A 16,022-nucleotide genomic window follows, 5' to 3' on the forward strand; every position below is an offset into this window, starting at 1 on the left:
CGGAGCCTGCGGCCCCGCGTCAGCTCAGCGGCTCGCGGCGTCGCAGCCACTCGGCCGGCGCCCCGTCGACTCCGGTGACCGCGCCGACGACCCCGCCGGTGATGGCGCACGTGGTGTCGACGTCCCCGAGCCCTTCGGCGGTGGCCCAGAGCGCCGCCTCCAGGTCGTCCGGATGCCGGGCCGCGGTCCACAGGGCGAACGGCACGGTGTCGTCGGAGCGGATGCGCTGCCCGTTGCCGAGCAGGTCGGCGGCCTTCCAGGGTTCGGTGGCGAACGGCACGTCCACGGCACGGAGAAGACCGTCCCGCACCGGCCCCGCGGGGGTCAGCCCGGCGACCCGGGCGAGCGTGAACTCGCCCCGTACCGCCAGCGCCGCCGCCACCGCGACGGCCACCGCGCCGGCGATGCCCTGCGGGTGCGCATGGGTGACCTCCGCCTGCAGCACGGCCTGCGCGGCCACGTGGCCGAGGTCCCGGTGGAACCGTGCGCCGAGCGGGGCGACCCGCATCGCGGCGCCGTTGCCGAGGCTGCCGCCCTCGAACAGCCCGGGGGCCAGCGTGCGCCAGTCGGCCGGGGCGGCCAGCAGCTGGGGCAGCAGCAGGTGCATGCCGTGGCCGTACCCGCGGGCCTGGTCGGCGTCGAAGGCGAGCGCGAAGTACAGGGCGAGCCGGTCCTGCTCGACGTGCCCGTGGTCGTCGAGGACCCGCTGCAGCGCGCGGGCCAGCGCGGTGTCGTCGGTCCAGTGCCAGACGGGCTCGTGCGGGGTGCGGCGCGCCCTGATCTCGTCGAAGGCCTTCCGGGGTTCCCGGAAGAGCGGGAACCAGCGCTCGCCGAACGCGTCGCCGAGCGCGAGGCCTTCGAGACTGCGGCGGGCGGCGGTCAGGTCGGGGGCGGCTTCGGTGGGGGCCATGGAGGCATCGTCCCGCCGCCGGCCCCGGAACGTACACCGGATTTCGGCCGTGCCCGGGCTGTCCCGGGTGGGGCGCCGTGTGACCCTGGAGCCATGAACGATCGACGTGACCTTGCCGTCGTACAGCCTCCCGCAGGCTCCCTCGCCACCGTGCACGGGCTTTCGGCGCTGCTGGCCGACTACCACCTGCAGACGGAGGCGGAGAAGGGCCGGCCCGTCGCGGACGCGGCCGCGCTGCCCGCGGCGTACCGCGCGGAGGTGGAGGATCCGGACGGCGCGTTCGCAGGTGCCGCCGTGCTCGTCGCGCGCGACGGGGACACCGCGGTGGGCTGCGTCGTGGTCACCGCGCCCTCGGAAGGCCGGGCGGAGATCAAGCGGCTGTGGACGGCACCGGATTTCCGTGGCCGGGGCGTCGCCTCCGCGCTCCTCGATGCCGCGCTCGCGCACTCCGCGCGGAGCGGGGTCCGCACCGTGCGGCTGTCGGTGTGGCGGTGGCGCACGGGAGCGGTCTCCCTCTACGAGCGGCTCGGCTTCTCGGTCACCGCGTCGTGGGACGAGCGCGAGGAACTGGTCTGCATGGAGCGGACATCGCAGGAGCCGGACCCCTGTACAGAGCAGGACCGTTCGTAGATCGTGACTGCCGTGACAGAAACGAACGGCACGGCCGACTGGCCCGGCGATATCAGCGCACTCACCCTGTTCACCGAGGACCTGGAGGAGACCAGGCGGTTCTACCAGGAGGTCTTCGGACTGCCGGTCACCTACGAGGACGACAACTCGGCCGTGTTCACCTTCGGCAACACGCTCATCAATCTGCTGCGGACCACCGCCGCGCACGGGCTGATCGAACCGGCGGACGTGGCCGGCCCGGCCGCCGGCGCCCGGATGCAGCTCACGTTGACCGTGGAGGACGTGGACGCCCTGTGCGAGGTGCTGGCCGATCGCGGTGTGACGCTGCTGAACGGGCCGATGGACCGCCCCTGGGGCATCCGGACCGCCAGCTTCCGTGACCCCGGCGGGCACATCTGGGAGATCGCACAGTGACCGCGGCCGATACCGTCCAGGAGGCCGGGGCCCACACCCCCGGCCCCGAGCTCCGCGCCCTCCTGTCGTTCCTGGACGGCCAGCGCCGCCATGTCCTCGGCATCCTCGAAGGACTCGACGCCGAGGCGCTGCGGCTGCCCGTACTGCCGTCCGGGTGGAGCTGCCTGGGGCTCGTCCAGCACCTGGCGCTCGATGTCGAACGGTTCTGGTTCCGCGCGGTGTTCACGGGCGATCCGGCGGTGATCGCCGCCCTGGAGGAGATCGACGACGCCTGGCAGGTGGACCCCGGGATCACCGCCGGCGAGGTCATCGAGCGCTACCGCGCGGAGACGGCGCTCGCGGACGCCGTGATCACGTCGGCCGTGGCCGAAGCACCCTTGGTCTGGTGGCCGCACGACCAGTTCGGCGCGCCGCATCTGCACACGCTGCGGGACGTCCTGCTGCACGTCATCACCGAGACCGCGTGCCACGCCGGTCATCTCGACGCGGCACGCGAACTCCTCGACGGGCGGCGGTGGCTGGTGCTGACGTAGGCCCGGCCCTGCCTACCGGTCCTGTCCGCCCTCCGCGATCGCGTCCGCGACCTCCGCCACCCGCTCCTGCTCCTCCGCCTCGAAGCGCTCCCGGTCCAACTGCTCGGCTATCTCCTCGTCCTGGGCCATCAGCAGGTCCAGGTTCGAGTCGCCGAGGTCGAAGACCCCCATGTCGACGTACGCCTTCTGCAGGCGCTCGCCCCACAGGCCGATGTCCTTCACGCACGGGACGATCCGGCTGAACAGCAGCTTGCGGAAGAGCTGGAGGAACTCCGAGTGCTCGGAGAGGTCCTTCGCCTCCTGCTTGGCGATGCCGAAGTTCTCCAGCACCTCCACGCCGCTGAGCCGGTCGCGCATCAGGTAGCAGCCCTCGATGACGAACTCCTCGCGTTCACGCAGTTCGGCATCGCTCAGCTGCTTGTAGTAGTCGCGCAGCGCCATCCGGCCGAAGGCGACGTGGCGGGCCTCGTCCTGCATGACGTACGCGAGGATCTGCTTGGGCAGCGGCTGGGTCGTGGTGTCGCGGATCATGCCGAAGGCGGCCAGCGCCAGACCCTCGATGAGGACCTGCATGCCGAGGTAGGGCATGTCCCAGCGCGAGTCGCGCAGGGTGTCGCCGAGCAGTCCCTGGAGGTTGTCGTTGATCGGGTACAGCATCCCGATCTTCTCGTGCAGGAACCGGCCGTAGATCTCCGCGTGCCGGGCCTCGTCCATGGTCTGGGTCGCGGAGTAGAACTTCGCGTCCAGATCGGGTACGGACTCCACGATCCGGGCCGCGCAGACCATGGCACCCTGCTCGCCGTGGAGGAACTGGCTGAACTGCCAGGAGGTGTAGTGCTTGCGCAGCTCACCCCGGTCCTTCTCGGTCATCTTCGCCCAGTGCGGGGTGTCGTACAGGGGCAGGGCGTCGTCGGGGGTGCCGAGGGGGTTGGCGGGGTCGACCTCGATGCTCCAGTCGATGCGCTTGTTGCCGTCCCACTGCTTGTCCTTGCCCTTCTGGTACAGGGCGAGAAGCCGCTCGCGGCCGTCGTCGTAGTCCCAGCTGAACCGGGCGGCACCCGAGGCGGGCACCGTCCACAGCGGCTGCTCGGGGGCGGTGGTGTAGAGGTCGTGTGTCGACACGGACGGCTCCTTCGCCTCTCGGGGCCCGGTAAGTCACCTGACATGTGGCTCAGTTGGCAGGTTCACACGTTGGTAGACGCTGGGTCAACAAGTCGTGCGCAAGGGATTGACGACCTTGCTGACAAGTAGTCTCATCATGCGTGACCGTCGGTAACCCCTGGGAGAGGCGCCTCCAGCCATGACGACCGCGACCGAACGCGATGTGCAGATACTCCGCGACGCACTCGGCCCGCTCCGTGACCGCGAGCAGATCGCCGAACGGCTCCTGGAGGCGTCCGCCAAGCACTCCTTCGACCCGGACAGGGAGCTCGACTGGGTCACCCCGCCCGAGGACGGCAAGTGGTTCTGGCCGCCCGAGCTGATCTCCCTCTACGACACCCCCATGTGGAGGCGGATGTCGCAGGAGCAGCGACAGGAACTGGCCCGGCACGAGGCCGCGTCGCTCGCCTCGCTCGGCATCTGGTTCGAGATCATCCTGATGCAGCTGCTGGTCCGCCACATCTACGACAAGCCGGTGGTCAGCAACCACGTCCGCTACGCGCTCACCGAGATCGCCGACGAGTGCCGGCACTCGATGATGTTCGGCCGGATGATCACCTGGGGCGGCTCGCCCTGCTACCCCGTTCCGCGCCGCTACCACAATCTGGCCCGCGTCCTGAAGACCGTCTCCACGACGCCCGGTTCGTTCGCGGCGACCCTGCTCGGCGAGGAGATCCTCGACTGGATGCAGCGCCTGACCTTCCCCGACGAGCGGGTACAGACCCTGGTGCGCGGGGTCACCCGCATCCATGTGGTCGAGGAGGCCCGGCACGTCCGGTACGCCCGCGAGGAACTGCGCCGCCAGATGGTGACCGCCCCGCGCTGGGAGCGCGAACTCACCCGCGTGAGCTGCGGGGAGGCCGCCCGCGTCTTCTCGGTCTGCTTCGTCAATCCGCAGGTGTACGAGAACGTCGGCCTGGACCGGCAGGAGGCCGTGGCCCAGGTCAGGGCCAGCGGCCACCGGGCCGAGGTCATGCAGACCGGCGCCAAACGGCTGACGGACTTCTTCGACGACATCGGGGTCCTCAACGGCGTGGGACGCAGGCTGTGGAAGAAATCCGGCCTGCTCGCGTGACGGCACCCGGCGCTCATGGCCCTCCGCCGGGATCGTGCCGGACCCCGCGAGCGCCCGGCACGATCCGGACGAGAAGCTCTAAGCTGCTGATATGACCCCTGCCGCAGCCGCGCCGCCCAGCCGTGCGTACCGAAGGCTCAGCGTCGAGGAACGCCGCACCCAGCTGCTCGGTGCGGCCCTCACCCTCTTCGCCCACCGGGCCCCCGACGAGGTCTCGCTCGACGAGGTCGCGACGGTGGCCGGGGTGTCGCGCCCGCTGGTCTACCGCTACTTCCCCGGCGGCCGTCAGCAGTTGTACGAGGCGGCGCTCAGGTCCGCCGCGGAGCAGCTGAAGCTGTGCTTCGCCGAACCGGCCGTGGGCCCGCCCACGGAACGGGTCTCCCGCGTACTCGACCGCTACCTCGCCTTCGTCGACGAGCACGACGCCGGCTTCAGCGCGTTGCTGCGCGGCGGCAGCGTCGCCGAGACGTCCCGTACGAGCACGATCGTCGACGAGGTACGGCGGGCGGCGGCCGAGCAGATCCTCCTGCACCTGGGCCGGGGCGCCGACAGCGAACCCGCGCCGCGGCTGCGGATGATGGTGCGCACCTGGATCGCCGCCGTCGAGGCGGCGTCGCTGATCTGGCTGGACGAGGGCAAGAAGCCGGACGCGTCCGAGCTGCGCGACTGGCTGGTCGACCACTTCATCGGACTCCTCGCCGTCACCGCGACCACCGACCCGGAGACCGCGTCCGCGGTGGCCGGCCTGCTGCCGCTGGAGACCGCGGCGGGCCCGGCCGGCCGGCTCGCGGACCGGCTCGCGCCGCTGGTCGGCGCGGCCGCGCATCTGCTGCCGCCGGACTGATCGGTCAGACTGGGACGGTGAGAAGCGAGAACGTCCCCTTCACCGGCGGCCCGCTGGACGGGCGGGTCCTGCCCGTCCTGGTCGGCGCGACCGGCCACCCGCCCAAGTGGTACGAGGTCCCGGTCCCGGGCTCCCACGGCGGGCCCGCCACCGTGCACGCGTATCTGAGGGTTCCGGCCGGATACACCAAGCGGCTGCGGATCCAGCGTGGCTGGGTGTACGAGTACGCCCCGGCCGGCCGTGAACGCCACCGGCCCAAGTGGCCCTGGTCGAAGCCGGGCTGAGACCCGGGGCGGAATGCGGCGTTGGGGGCCGGACGTCCTAAGATCGACGCTCTGGTCCGAGGGACGGTCACAAGGGGGTGCGCCATGGAGGCGCTGCGTCAGGACGATCCACGCCGCTTCGGCCCGTACACGGCGCTGGCACGCTTCCGTGAGACGGCCGCCGCGGTCCAGTACCTCGCGCACGGCACGGGTCCGGACGGCCTCGTCGTGGTCACCGCGGCCCGGCCGGAGCTCGCCGCCCTGCCCGCGTTCCGGCGGCGGTTCCACGCCGAGGCCCGTACCGCCGACCGGCTGGCCGGTGGATGGGTGGAGGCGCGGCCGGATGCTTCCGCCGACGGCTCCGGGGACGAGGACCCGCTGTGGACGGCCTCGGCGTACGTGCCGGCGCTGACGCTCGCGGAGGCGGTCGACCTGGCCGGGCCGCTGCCCGAGCGCGCGGTGCGGATACTGGGCGCGGGCATCGCCGAAACGCTCTCCCGGGTCCACGCGACGGGGGCCGTGCTCCAGGGCCTCGCCCCCAGGACCGTGCTGCTGGCCGCGGACGGGCCGCGGCTCACCGCGTTCGGGCCGCTGGGCGCGGCGGCCGACGCCGAGGCCAGGCCGGGCGGTCACCTCTCCGTAAGGCTCGGCTATCTGACTCCGGAGCAGGTCGCGGGCCAGGAGGCGGGACCGGCCTCCGACCTCTTCGTGCTGGGCCTGCTGCTCGCGTACGCGGCGACGGGCAGCACCCCGCTGGCGGACGGCCCGCCCGCCGAGGCCGCGGAACGGATCGCGCACACCGACCCCCGGCTGGACTCCGTACCGGATGCCTTGCGGGAGCTGGTCGCCCGCTGCCTGGCGAAGGACCCGGCCGACCGTCCCACCGCGGGCACGGTCGCGGCCGAGCTGGCGCTGGAGGGCGCGGCAGGGCTGGCCAAGGGCGGCTGGCTCCCGGGGCTGCTCGCGGCCGCCGTGGCCGAGCAGAACGCCCGGGCCCGGAAGTCGTTGGCCACGGCCGCCGAGGCCGCGGCGGGCGCCCCGGCCTCGGCGGCCGTGGCCGACGCCCCTGACGTACAGGACGCCGTCCCCGCCGCCTCCGGGGACACGACGCAGGATCCCTCGTCCCGGCCCGCCCCCCACCACGACACCAGGACCGCGCAGTTGGGGGTCATCGACCACCAGGCCCCCCGGCCGGACCGGGCGACGGCCCAGCTCTCCATGCCGTCCGAGCTGCCCGCACCGCCCGGGCAGTCCGCACTGCCCGCGCTGCCTCCCGGGCAGGGGCAGCCGGCCGGGCTCCCCGCCGCTCCTCCGGCCCCGCTCCCCCGGGCGCTGCCCGCCCCCGGCCCCGCGGAACCCCCGACCGCCGCCGCTGCCCCGGCTCCCGCCGGGCGCGTGGCCGTCGACCGCCGGACCCTGCTGATCGGGGCGGCCGCCGGAGCCGCCGGGCTTCTGGTCGGAGGCGGCGGCGTGCTCGCGTTCGGCTCCGGTGACGACGCCGAGCCCGAGGCCGACGCCAAGCCCGCGCCGAGCCCCAGCCGTCCGGTCGTCGCCGGGCTGCCTCCGCAGCCGCGCTGGATCTACACCCACCCGGCCTCCGAACCCGCCCCCCTCACCGCCGCGCTCTGGAACGAACGGCTGCTGGTACTGACCGGCGACACCCATGCGTCCGCCGTCGACCTGAACACCGGGCGCCGGATCTGGGAGAGCCCGGACGCCGCCAAGGGCCAGGCGGCCCTGGCCGCCGGCAAGGAGTTCTGCTTCGTCGCGGGACCGTCCGAGTTCCTGTGGCTGTCCGCGAAGGACGGCCGGGTGGCTCATCGGGTGGCGTACGCCGACGGGTTCGAGGGCGCTCCGCAGCTGTCGGTGCGCGGCCTCGTCGGGTCGGACGGCCCGCAGCTCTGGTTCACCGGTTCGCACCAGGTCACCGTGAAGGCCCCGAAGCCGAAGAAGGGCAAGAAGCCCGGCAAGGACCGGCAGGTCGTCAAGTCGTACCTGTTCGGATACGACATCGAGCAGCGCAAGGAGCTGTGGCGGACGCCCGTGCCCACCGGCCGCGGCCCGGCCGCGCCCGTGTACCGCCCGGTGGCGATCCGGCCGGACGCCGTCGTCGTACGACAGGACCGGCTGACGCTCACCCCCGCCGACGTGAAGGCGGCCAAGGGCAAGGCGCTCTTCCGCAGCTTCGACCGGACGACCGGGAAGCAGCAGTGGGCCAAGGTCTTCGGCACGGCCCCGGACGCGGCGGCCGTGGGAGACGCGGACGGGATGCTGTACGTGGCGTTCGGCGACGACCTGCGGGCCCTGGAGACGCCCGGCGGCCGGCCGACGTGGACGCTGAACGGCACACCGGGTTCCTCGTTCGGGTCCCCCGTCGAGGCCGGTGCGCTCCTGTTCACCACCAGCAGCAACCAGGAAGTGGGCGTGGCCGAACGGGAGACCGGACGGCTGCGCTGGCGGCGGTCCACGGAGTCGACGGCCGCCGGGACGGCTCCCGCCGTCACGGCCAGCGGCTCGGGCGGCACGCTGCTCGCGGCGGATCCCGGGCAGGTCACCGCGTTCGCGGCGGCCGACGGGCGGCGGCTCTGGAAGTTCCAGGACATCGGGGCCCAGGACCCGAAGGGGGCGACCGTCACCGCCCGGTACCAGGTGATGGCTTACGGGAAGAGCGCGCTCGTCCGGCGCGACCGCGTGATCTACGCATTCCCGGTGGACTGACCGGAAGGCGGCGGGCCCGGCCCGCCGCCTTCCGGGGGAACCGGGCGGCCGCCACGCCCGGAGGTTCTTGCATCGCCCGACGGCGAGTGAGCGTATGGAGGAATTGCGCTCACTCATGGGGTAGTCGCACGATTCGCCCCGTTTCCGGAGGTGGTGTCGTGTCAGGCAAACTTCTGCGCTCCCTCGGAACGGCGGCGCTGGCCGCCGTCGTCGTGACGTCGCCGGCCGCAGCCGTCGCGGCCCCCTCTCCTTCGCCGTCCCCCTCGCCGTCCCCCTCGCCGGAAGCCGAGGACTCCGACGCCCCGGCCGACGCCCCGGCCGCCGGCCCGGAAGCGGCGGCCGGCAGCGTCACCGGACTGCTGAACGAACTCCAGCGGCTGTACCAGCAGACCGAGGAGGCCAGCGAGACCTACAACGGGACGGCGGCGGAGCTGAAGAAGAAGGCCGCGGAGGCGAAGAAGCTGGACTCGGCGCTTGCCGCCTCACGGCTCCAGCTGTCCCGCAGCCGCGACGCCGCCGGACGGCTGGCCCGTGAGCAGTACCAGGGCCGCTCCGACCTCTCCGCGTATCTTCGGCTGCTGCTCATGCGCGATCCCGAGTACGCCCTGGACCAGGGCCAGGTCGTCCAGCGGCTGGCCGCCGGCCGGGTGGCGACCATGAAGCGCCTGGACGGCGCCGAGAAGCGTGCCGCCGGGCTGGCCAAGCAGTCCCGCAAGGTCCTGGACCGGCAACGCACCCTGGCGGCCCGGCAGAAGAAGGAACGGGACGCGGTCCAGGCACGGCTGAAGCAGGTCGAGGGGCTGCTCGCCACGCTCTCCGCGGACCAGCTCGCCGAGATCGCCCGCCTCGAACAGGAGGGTACGGACAAGGCGCAGGACGCGCTGGTCGCCTCGGGCGCCCTGTCCTCGGCCCGGCCGGCGACCGCGCAGGGCGGGGAGGCGGTCCGGTACGCGATCGAGCAGATCGGCAAGCCGTACGTGTGGGGCGCGGAGGGGCCGGACGCGTTCGACTGCTCCGGACTCACCTCGCAGGCCTGGGCCGATGCGGGCCGCATCGTTCCCCGTACGTCGCAGGAACAGTGGCGGCAGTTGCGGAAGGTGCCGGTGAACGCCCTGCGGCCGGGCGATCTGGTGGTCTATTTCCCGAAGGCCACCCATGTGGCGCTGTACATCGGCAACGGGCTGGTGGTGCAGGCGCCGCGGCCCGGCTCCCGGGTCAAGGTCTCGCCCATGGCGTCGAATCCGCTGCTGGGCGCCGTCCGGCCCGATCCGGAGAGCGTGCCGCTGGCCACGTACAGGACACCGGATCTTCCCGAAGGGGCGTCCGACGGCTCCGACGAGGGGTACGGCGACACGTCGGCGCCCGGCGAGTAGCACGGGCGCCGGACACGCACGGGCCGGGCCGGGCACCGCCGGGATCTTCCCGCGGTGCCCGGCCCGGCCGGTGCGTTCAAGGGGTACGCGGTACTCAGGCGGCCGGACCCGCGACCGAGGCCAGGTACGCGTTCGTCTTCTCGGGCTCGAAGAAGAAGTTCTCGAAGTCCGCCGGGTTGTTGAACCCGTTGGCGAATCGGTCGGCGACCGGCTGGAGCTGGCCCGCGGCGCCGATCAGGTTCAGCACGTGCTCCGGCGGGACGCCGAGCATCGCGTTCGTCCACTTCGTGACGTGCTGGGCGGTGTCCCAGTAGCGGTCGAAGGTGGCCTGCATCCACTCCGCGTCGAACGCGCGGTCGCCGTGCTCGATGATCGAGTCCAGGTAGGCGTTGGCGCACTTGGACGCCGAGTTGGAGCCCTGCCCGGTGATCGGGTCGTTGGCCACGACGACGTCCGCGACGCCGAGGACCAGGCCGCCGCCGGGGAGCCGGCCGATCGGCTTGCGGACGGTCGGGGCGTAACGGCCGGCCAGGGTGCCGTTGGCGTCGGTCAGCTCGACCTTGGTGGCGCGCGCGTACTCCCACGGGGTGAACTTCTCCATGAGCTCCAGCGTCTTGGCCAGGTGCTCCGAGGGGTCCTTGATGCCCTGGAAGGCGTCGAGCGGTCCGCCCGGGATGCCCTCCCAGAACAGGATGTCGGCACGGCCGGACGTGGTCAGGGTCGGCATCACGAAGAGCTCGCCGACGCCCGGGACCAGGTTGCAGCGGACCGCGTCGAACTCGGGGTGCTCGGGGCGCGGGCCCATGCCGTGGACGTACGCGACGGCCAGGGCGCGCTGCGGGGCGTCGTACGGCGAACGGGAGGCGTCCCGGCCGAACATGGAGACCAGCTCGCCCTTGCCGGCCGAGACCATCACCAGGTCGTAGGTGCGGGAGAAGTAGTCCAGGTCCGAGACGGCCGCACCGTGGATGACGAGCTGTCCGCCGCGCTGGGCGAAGGTCTCCATCCAGCCGGCCATCTTCACGCGCTGGTCCACGGACTGGGCGAACCCGTCCAGCTTGCCGACCCAGTCGATGGCGCGCGAGGAGTCGGGCGCGGCGACCGAGACGCCGAGGCCCTCGATGCGCGGGGCCTGGGACTCCCAGAAGTTGAGCTGGTAGTCCCGCTCGTGCTGGAGCGCGGTATGGAACATGCACTGCGTGGACATGACCCGCCCGGAGCGGATCTCGTCGGCGGTGCGGTTGGACATGAGGGTGACTTCGTAGCCTCTGGACTGCAGTCCGAGAGCGAGCTGGAGCCCGGACTGACCGGCTCCGACTATGAGTATCTTCCGCATCGCGGTTCTCCGTTGTGTGTTCGTGCGAGTGAGGGTTGCTGGGGGACCTCGGCGAGCCCTGCCGGGATCCTCGGTGCCCTCCTAGGCCGGGGTGGCGTCGAGAGCGTGGCCCACCAGGGCCAGCAGCGACTCGACGACGGTGATCCTGTTGCGCGCGTCCATGATCACAACAGGCACGTGCGGGGGGACGGTCAGGGCCTCCCGGACGTCCTCGGCCTCGAAACCGGGTGTTCCCTCGAAGTGGTTGACGGCCACGATGTACGGCAGGCCGCAGCTCTCGAAGTAGTCGAGGGCGGGGAAGCAGTCGGCGAGCCGGCGGGTGTCGGCCATCACGACCGCGCCGATCGCGCCGCGTACGAGGTCGTCCCACATGAACCAGAAGCGCTGCTGGCCCGGTGTACCGAAGACGTACAGGACGAGGTCGTCGTCGAGCGTGAGGCGGCCGAAGTCCATCGCGACGGTCGTGGTGACCTTGTCGGGCGTGGCGCTGAGGTCGTCGGTCTCCTCACTGGCCTGGGTCATCATCGCTTCGGTCTTCAGCGGGGTGATCTCGGAGACCGAGCCCACGAAGGTGGTCTTGCCCACGCCGAAGCCGCCCGCGACCACTATCTTCGTGGCGATCGGGGCCCTGGTGCGGTCGAGCTGCCAGGCCTGGATCGATTCCTCGGCCTGGTCCTTCGGCCCCGGCTGGCGCGGGGCGAACAGCGGCGACTCAGAGACGACGGAGTCCATTGAGCACCCTTTCGAGCAGTGCGCGGTCGGGCTGGCCGGTGCCGTGACCGGTTCCGTACACGCGGATCTTTCCCTGGTCGGCCAAGTCGCTGAGCAGCACCCGGACCACGCCGAGCGGCATCTTCAGCAGGGCGGAGATCTCCGCGACGGTACGCATCCGGCGGCAGATCTCGACGATGGCCTGGAGCTCCGGCATGACGCGCGAGGCCAGGTTCCCGTTCGTCAGTTCGCGGCGCTCGTCGGGGGCGTCGAGCGCCGCGACGAAGGTCTCCACGAGCAGGACGTGGCCGAAGCGGGTCCGGCCGCCGGTGAGCGAGTACGGGCGCACCCGCGCGGGCCGTTTGTCGGCTCCTCGCACGGGGAGCCTGCGGGCGGGTTCAGCAGCAGCGTGGGTCACTGGGTGCTCTCCATCGATTTGCGCAGCTCACTGCGGAGTTCGGGGGTGAGTACGTGTCCGGCGCGGCCGACGAAGAGCGCCATGTGGTAGGCGATGACGCTCATGTCGCAGTCGGGGGTCGCGTGCACACCGAGCAGCGAGCCGTCGCTGATCGACATGACGAAGACACTGCCCTCGTCCATGGCGACCATGGTCTGCTTGACGCCGCCGCCGTCCATCAGCTTCGCGGCGCCGACGGTGAGACTGCCGATGCCGGAGACGATGGTCGCCAGATCGGCGCTGGAGCCGCGGGGGCCGTCCTGCCTGCCTGTCCCCCGGGCGACCTGGTGGCCGGGGTCGGAGGACAGCAGCATGAGTCCGTCGGACGAGACGACGGTGACCGAGTGGACCCCGGGCACCTCCTCCACCAGATTGCTCAGCAACCAGTGAAGGTTCCGGGCCTCGGTACTCAGCCCGAATGTGCTGGGCGCAGTCAACTGCGTGCCTCCTCGACTGTGTCCCCCGTCTCTCCGGATCGGCCATCGGTACGGCCGGCCTGCTCAGTGTGCTCGGTACGTGTGGTGACTCCGGCCGGTCCGGTGCCTTCGGCGATCTCCGCCTCGACGTCCCGGCGGCCGTTCTTCGCGCCCTGGTGGAAGCCGCCGAGGCGGCGGCGCAGGGCCTCCTTGTCGACGCTGCCGGTGCGCTCGGGTGCGGGGGCCGACGCGGGCCTGACGACCTTGGGGGTGCGCTTGGGCAGCCCCTTGTCGGTGATCCGTCCGGGCTGCGGCCCGGGCTCCCGCCCCGACTGCGACTCCGGCTCCGGGTGGCGCGGCCCCGGGAGCGCGTCGGCCACGGGGGTCGGCGCGGGAGCGGGGACCGGGGCGGGCTCGGGGGTCGGCGCGGGAGCGGGGACCGGGGCGGGCTCGGGGGCCGGCTGCGGCGGGACGTTCTCGTCGGCGGTGCGCTCGTGGCGGTCCGGGCCGATGGCGTACGGGCCGGCGGCGGCCGTGGTCTCGGGGCCGTCCCCGAAGGCGGGGGCGTGCGTGAACTCGGGGACGTCGTCGAATTCGGGCACCCGTGGGAGCCGGACCTGCATCGTGGTCTCGGCCTCGGACTCCGCGGGCAGCAGGGGCTCGGGAGCCGGGGCGGGCTGCGCCGCCTGCGGGGGCTCGGGTTCGACGGCGACCGGGGGCTCGTGGTCGGGGGCTGCGAGGACCCCGGCCTCCGGGCGGGGTACGGGAACGGCGTCCGGACCGGCCTCGGCGATCGTCTGCTCGGCGGCCGCGATGAGCGGGTCTCCGGGCAGGGCGAGGGTGCGGGGCGGCAGCGCGTTGGAGTTGGCCTCGGCGACCGATCCGGGGAGGTTCAGCGTGGGCGCGTCCCCGGGGGCCGTGACCGGCGGCGGGGTCGCGGCCGGGGGCGCCTTGGGGAGCAGGGCCTGGGGCAGCACGACGACCGCGGTCACCCCGTTGCCCTTCTGCTCGCGCAGCTGGACCCGTACGCCGTGGCGGGCGGCCAGCAGCGAGGTCACCTGAAGACCGAGACCGGCGCCGTCCGCGCTCTGCTCGCCCGCCTCGAAGAGCGACGGGTCGCCGAGGCGGGTGTTGAGCTCGCCCATCCGTACGGACGACATGCCGATGCCCTCGTCCTGCACGGAGAGCATGACCTCACCGGTCTCCAGCAGCCAGCCGGAGAGCTGGACGCGGGAGTCCGGCGGGGAGAACGACGTGGCGTTCTCCAGGAGTTCGGCGACGAGGTGGCTGAGGTCGTCGGCGGCGAACCCGGCGATCTGGGCGTGCGGCGGCAGGGACTGGATGGTGACCCGCTCGTACCGCTCGATCTCGCTGACCGCGGCGCGCGCCACGTCGACCAGCGGGATCGGCCCCGGGTGCCCGTGGCCGTGCTCGGCGCCCGCGAGGACCAGCATGTTCTCACTGTGGCGGCGCATGACGGTGGCCATGTGGTCGAGCTTGAACAGCGTGCCGAGCCGCTCCGGGTCCTGCTCGCGCTCCTCCAGGGACTCGATGACCCCGAGCTGTCGCTCGACGAGGCCGAGGGTGCGCAGCGACAGGTTGACGAAGGTGTGGTGGACGGTGTTCCTGAGCTTCTCCAGCTGCGCCGTCAGATCCGCGGTGTGGACCTGGAGTTCGGCGCGCTGGAGCGTGAGGGCCTCGCGTCCGGCGATCAGTTCGCCGCGCTCGGCCTCCAGCTTCTCGAACCGTCCGTTGAACTCGTGGAGCAGTCCGTGCAGCCGGCCGTGCAGGGCGTTGATGGAACGGACGACCTGCGCGAACTCGTCGTTGCGGCCGGTGTAGCGGACCGGTTCGGCCTTCTCGGGCTCCGCGGCCAGGCGGCCGGCGCCGATCCGCAGGACGGCGAGCGGCTGGGTGAGGGTGCGGGCCACGGCGGTGGAGACGCCGACGGCGATGAGCAGACAGCCGCCGAGGAGCGCGATCCGCAGTTCCAGGGCCGTGACGTCGTCGTCGCGCAGTTCCCCGAGCCGCTGCACCTGGGCGGTGCCGAGGGCGGACTCGACGCCGCGCATCCGGTCGATCCGGGCGGAGAGGGCCGCCCGGAGCTTCTTGCCGCTGACCTTCTGGTCGGACTCGGAGAGCTCGGGGCGGTCGGTGAGCGCGGCGAGGTACTTCTCCGCGCTGTTGACCTCGGGGCCGGTGACCGTGGTGGACAGCTTGTCGCGGGCGGTGGCGCCGGCGGCCTGGTCGAAGTCGGCGAGGGCGGAGAGTTCGCCGACCCGGGACTGCTGGGCGGCGCTGCTCAGTTCGTCGCGGAGACGGTCCTCCTTGGTCTCGCCCTCGTCCTGGGTCTGGACGGGCAGGCCGGTGAAGGGGTCGATCTGCGGCTGGGCCGGCTCCTTGCGGGGGACGGCGAGCGCGGCGAGCAGCAGTCCGCGGGTGGCGGAGGCCTGTTCGGTGGCCCGGCCGAGCGCGAGGGGGGCGCGGACCGCCTCGGCGGCGCGCGGAGAGGTGTTGTCCGCGAGTTCCTCGGCGAGATCGTGGAGCTTGGAGATGACCTCGGTGTACGCCTGATGGGCCTCCAGCGCCGTGCCCTTGCCGCTGATCGCCTCGCGGCGCAGGGAGGGGATGGCGGAGAGGTCGCGGCGCAGGACGGCGGAGGCCGCGTCCCGGATCTCGTCCACCTGCTGGTCGACGCGGGCGCTGCGGCTGCCCGCGGAACCGCTCGACGCGCCGGGCTTGCCCTCCCGGCCGGCGGCGATGAAGGCGGTGACCTCGTCGCGCTCGTCGGCGAGGGAGTGCGCGAGCGCGATGGCCTGCTGGTTCAGTTCCGCGAGAGTGACCAGGCGCTGGGATTCCGTCAGGTCGGAGGAGGCGCTCAGGGCCGCGGGGGCTCCCGCGGCAATGACGGTGATCCCGACGACCGCGACGCCCGCGACGAGCCGGCTGCGCACGCGCACGGAGCGCCCGCTCTCAGCCGGCGCCGACGACGCCACCTCGGAACCGCTGTGCTGGCTGCCCTTGCTCCGAGGCCGCTTCTTCTGCACCGGTGCTCGCAATCTCGACTCGTCCGCCCTTGAAGCAGAGGTGACGCTCGGTCACATGAACGAGCGCCCCGACCCCTGGTACGGCTTCTGACCATTCCAGTGCTTTTGAGAGGGGGGCGCGCATCAACCGCTCC

General features: G+C 72.5%; 15 protein-coding genes. 8 read left to right on the forward strand and 7 right to left on the reverse strand.

All coding sequences use genetic code 11. The features are described 5' to 3' along the window. Positions 1–19 precede the first annotated feature (19 nt). A complete protein-coding gene (locus tag ACIQMX_RS00690; RefSeq protein ID WP_363074603.1) occupies positions 20–910 on the reverse strand; it encodes an ADP-ribosylglycohydrolase family protein in 891 nt (296 codons plus the stop codon). Positions 911–1,003: 93 nt separating this feature from the next. On the opposite strand from ACIQMX_RS00690, the gene ACIQMX_RS00695 reads away from it, so the two are divergent. The 3 genes from ACIQMX_RS00695 to ACIQMX_RS00705 are packed head-to-tail and all read left to right on the forward strand — an operon-like array spanning position 1,004 to position 2,487. Then, positions 1,004–1,540: a GNAT family N-acetyltransferase gene (locus ACIQMX_RS00695; protein WP_402474157.1), complete on the forward strand. Its 537-nt coding sequence runs from the start codon at positions 1,004–1,006 to the stop codon at positions 1,538–1,540. A gap of 12 nt (positions 1,541–1,552) precedes the next feature. Next, positions 1,553–1,954: a VOC family protein gene (locus ACIQMX_RS00700; RefSeq protein ID WP_402474160.1), complete on the forward strand. Its 402-nt coding sequence runs from the start codon at positions 1,553–1,555 to the stop codon at positions 1,952–1,954. Beyond that, on the forward strand, positions 1,951–2,487 hold the full coding sequence (locus ACIQMX_RS00705) for a DinB family protein (protein ID WP_402474162.1): 537 nt from the start codon (positions 1,951–1,953) through the stop codon (positions 2,485–2,487). The genes ACIQMX_RS00700 and ACIQMX_RS00705 overlap by 4 nt, the downstream gene beginning before the upstream one ends. 12 nt (positions 2,488–2,499) lie before the next feature. Here ACIQMX_RS00705 and ACIQMX_RS00710 read toward each other — a convergent pair whose 3' ends face one another. Then, positions 2,500–3,609 (reverse strand): ferritin-like domain-containing protein, encoded by a 1,110-nt coding sequence (locus tag ACIQMX_RS00710; RefSeq protein ID WP_363074611.1) that lies wholly within the window; start codon positions 3,607–3,609, stop codon positions 2,500–2,502. A 178-nt stretch (positions 3,610–3,787) separates the two neighbouring features. Between ACIQMX_RS00710 and ACIQMX_RS00715 the strand changes: the two genes are divergently transcribed. The 5 genes from ACIQMX_RS00715 (at position 3,788) to ACIQMX_RS00735 (ending at position 9,921) form a co-directional block, all read left to right on the forward strand. Continuing rightward, a complete protein-coding gene (locus ACIQMX_RS00715; protein WP_402474165.1) occupies positions 3,788–4,723 on the forward strand; it encodes a diiron oxygenase in 936 nt (311 codons plus the stop codon). A gap of 91 nt (positions 4,724–4,814) precedes the next feature. Further along, positions 4,815–5,567, forward strand: a complete 753-nt coding sequence (locus ACIQMX_RS00720; protein WP_363074615.1) for a TetR/AcrR family transcriptional regulator — start codon at positions 4,815–4,817, stop codon at positions 5,565–5,567. Between the two features lie 17 nt (positions 5,568–5,584). After that, a complete protein-coding gene (locus ACIQMX_RS00725) occupies positions 5,585–5,851 on the forward strand; it encodes a hypothetical protein (protein ID WP_363074617.1) in 267 nt (88 codons plus the stop codon). A gap of 84 nt (positions 5,852–5,935) precedes the next feature. After that, entirely contained in the window at positions 5,936–8,548 is a 2,613-nt protein-coding gene (locus ACIQMX_RS00730; RefSeq protein WP_402474169.1) for a PQQ-binding-like beta-propeller repeat protein, read from the forward strand. Between the two features lie 158 nt (positions 8,549–8,706). After that, positions 8,707–9,921, forward strand: a complete 1,215-nt coding sequence (locus ACIQMX_RS00735; protein WP_402474172.1) for a C40 family peptidase — start codon at positions 8,707–8,709, stop codon at positions 9,919–9,921. 94 nt (positions 9,922–10,015) lie between these two features. On the opposite strand, the gene ACIQMX_RS00740 is transcribed toward ACIQMX_RS00735, so the two are convergent. The 5 genes from ACIQMX_RS00740 to ACIQMX_RS00760 form a co-directional block, all read right to left on the reverse strand. Continuing rightward, complete coding sequence (locus ACIQMX_RS00740) at positions 10,016–11,257, reverse strand: styrene monooxygenase/indole monooxygenase family protein (protein ID WP_363066163.1); 1,242 nt, start codon at positions 11,255–11,257, stop codon at positions 10,016–10,018. Between the two features lie 81 nt (positions 11,258–11,338). Next, positions 11,339–11,989: an ATP/GTP-binding protein gene (locus ACIQMX_RS00745; RefSeq protein ID WP_363066165.1), complete on the reverse strand. Its 651-nt coding sequence runs from the start codon at positions 11,987–11,989 to the stop codon at positions 11,339–11,341. Next, on the reverse strand, positions 11,970–12,386 hold the full coding sequence (locus ACIQMX_RS00750) for a DUF742 domain-containing protein (protein ID WP_328896329.1): 417 nt from the start codon (positions 12,384–12,386) through the stop codon (positions 11,970–11,972). Before ACIQMX_RS00750 ends, ACIQMX_RS00745 begins: the two co-directional genes overlap by 20 nt. Then, positions 12,383–12,862: a roadblock/LC7 domain-containing protein gene (locus tag ACIQMX_RS00755; protein ID WP_363066167.1), complete on the reverse strand. Its 480-nt coding sequence runs from the start codon at positions 12,860–12,862 to the stop codon at positions 12,383–12,385. The genes ACIQMX_RS00750 and ACIQMX_RS00755 overlap by 4 nt, the downstream gene beginning before the upstream one ends. After that, positions 12,859–15,888: a nitrate- and nitrite sensing domain-containing protein gene (locus ACIQMX_RS00760; RefSeq protein ID WP_402475553.1), complete on the reverse strand. Its 3,030-nt coding sequence runs from the start codon at positions 15,886–15,888 to the stop codon at positions 12,859–12,861. The genes ACIQMX_RS00755 and ACIQMX_RS00760 overlap by 4 nt, the downstream gene beginning before the upstream one ends. Positions 15,889–16,022 lie beyond the last annotated feature (134 nt).

The sequence above is a fragment of the Streptomyces sp. NPDC091416 genome, from assembly GCF_044756845.1.
In the GTDB taxonomy this organism is placed as follows: domain Bacteria; phylum Actinomycetota; class Actinomycetes; order Streptomycetales; family Streptomycetaceae; genus Streptomyces.

Coding starts and splice junctions, on each gene's coding strand:
- ACIQMX_RS00740 (WP_363066163.1), bottom strand. CDS start 11,257: ATGCGGAAGATACTCATAGTCGGAGCCGGTCAGTCCGGGCTCCAGCTC.
- ACIQMX_RS00730 (WP_402474169.1), top strand. CDS start 5,936: ATGGAGGCGCTGCGTCAGGACGATCCACGCCGCTTCGGCCCGTACACG.
- ACIQMX_RS00720 (WP_363074615.1), top strand. CDS start 4,815: ATGACCCCTGCCGCAGCCGCGCCGCCCAGCCGTGCGTACCGAAGGCTC.
- ACIQMX_RS00745 (WP_363066165.1), bottom strand. CDS start 11,989: ATGGACTCCGTCGTCTCTGAGTCGCCGCTGTTCGCCCCGCGCCAGCCG.
- ACIQMX_RS00695 (WP_402474157.1), top strand. CDS start 1,004: ATGAACGATCGACGTGACCTTGCCGTCGTACAGCCTCCCGCAGGCTCC.
- ACIQMX_RS00715 (WP_402474165.1), top strand. CDS start 3,788: ATGACGACCGCGACCGAACGCGATGTGCAGATACTCCGCGACGCACTC.
- ACIQMX_RS00690 (WP_363074603.1), bottom strand. CDS start 910: ATGGCCCCCACCGAAGCCGCCCCCGACCTGACCGCCGCCCGCCGCAGT.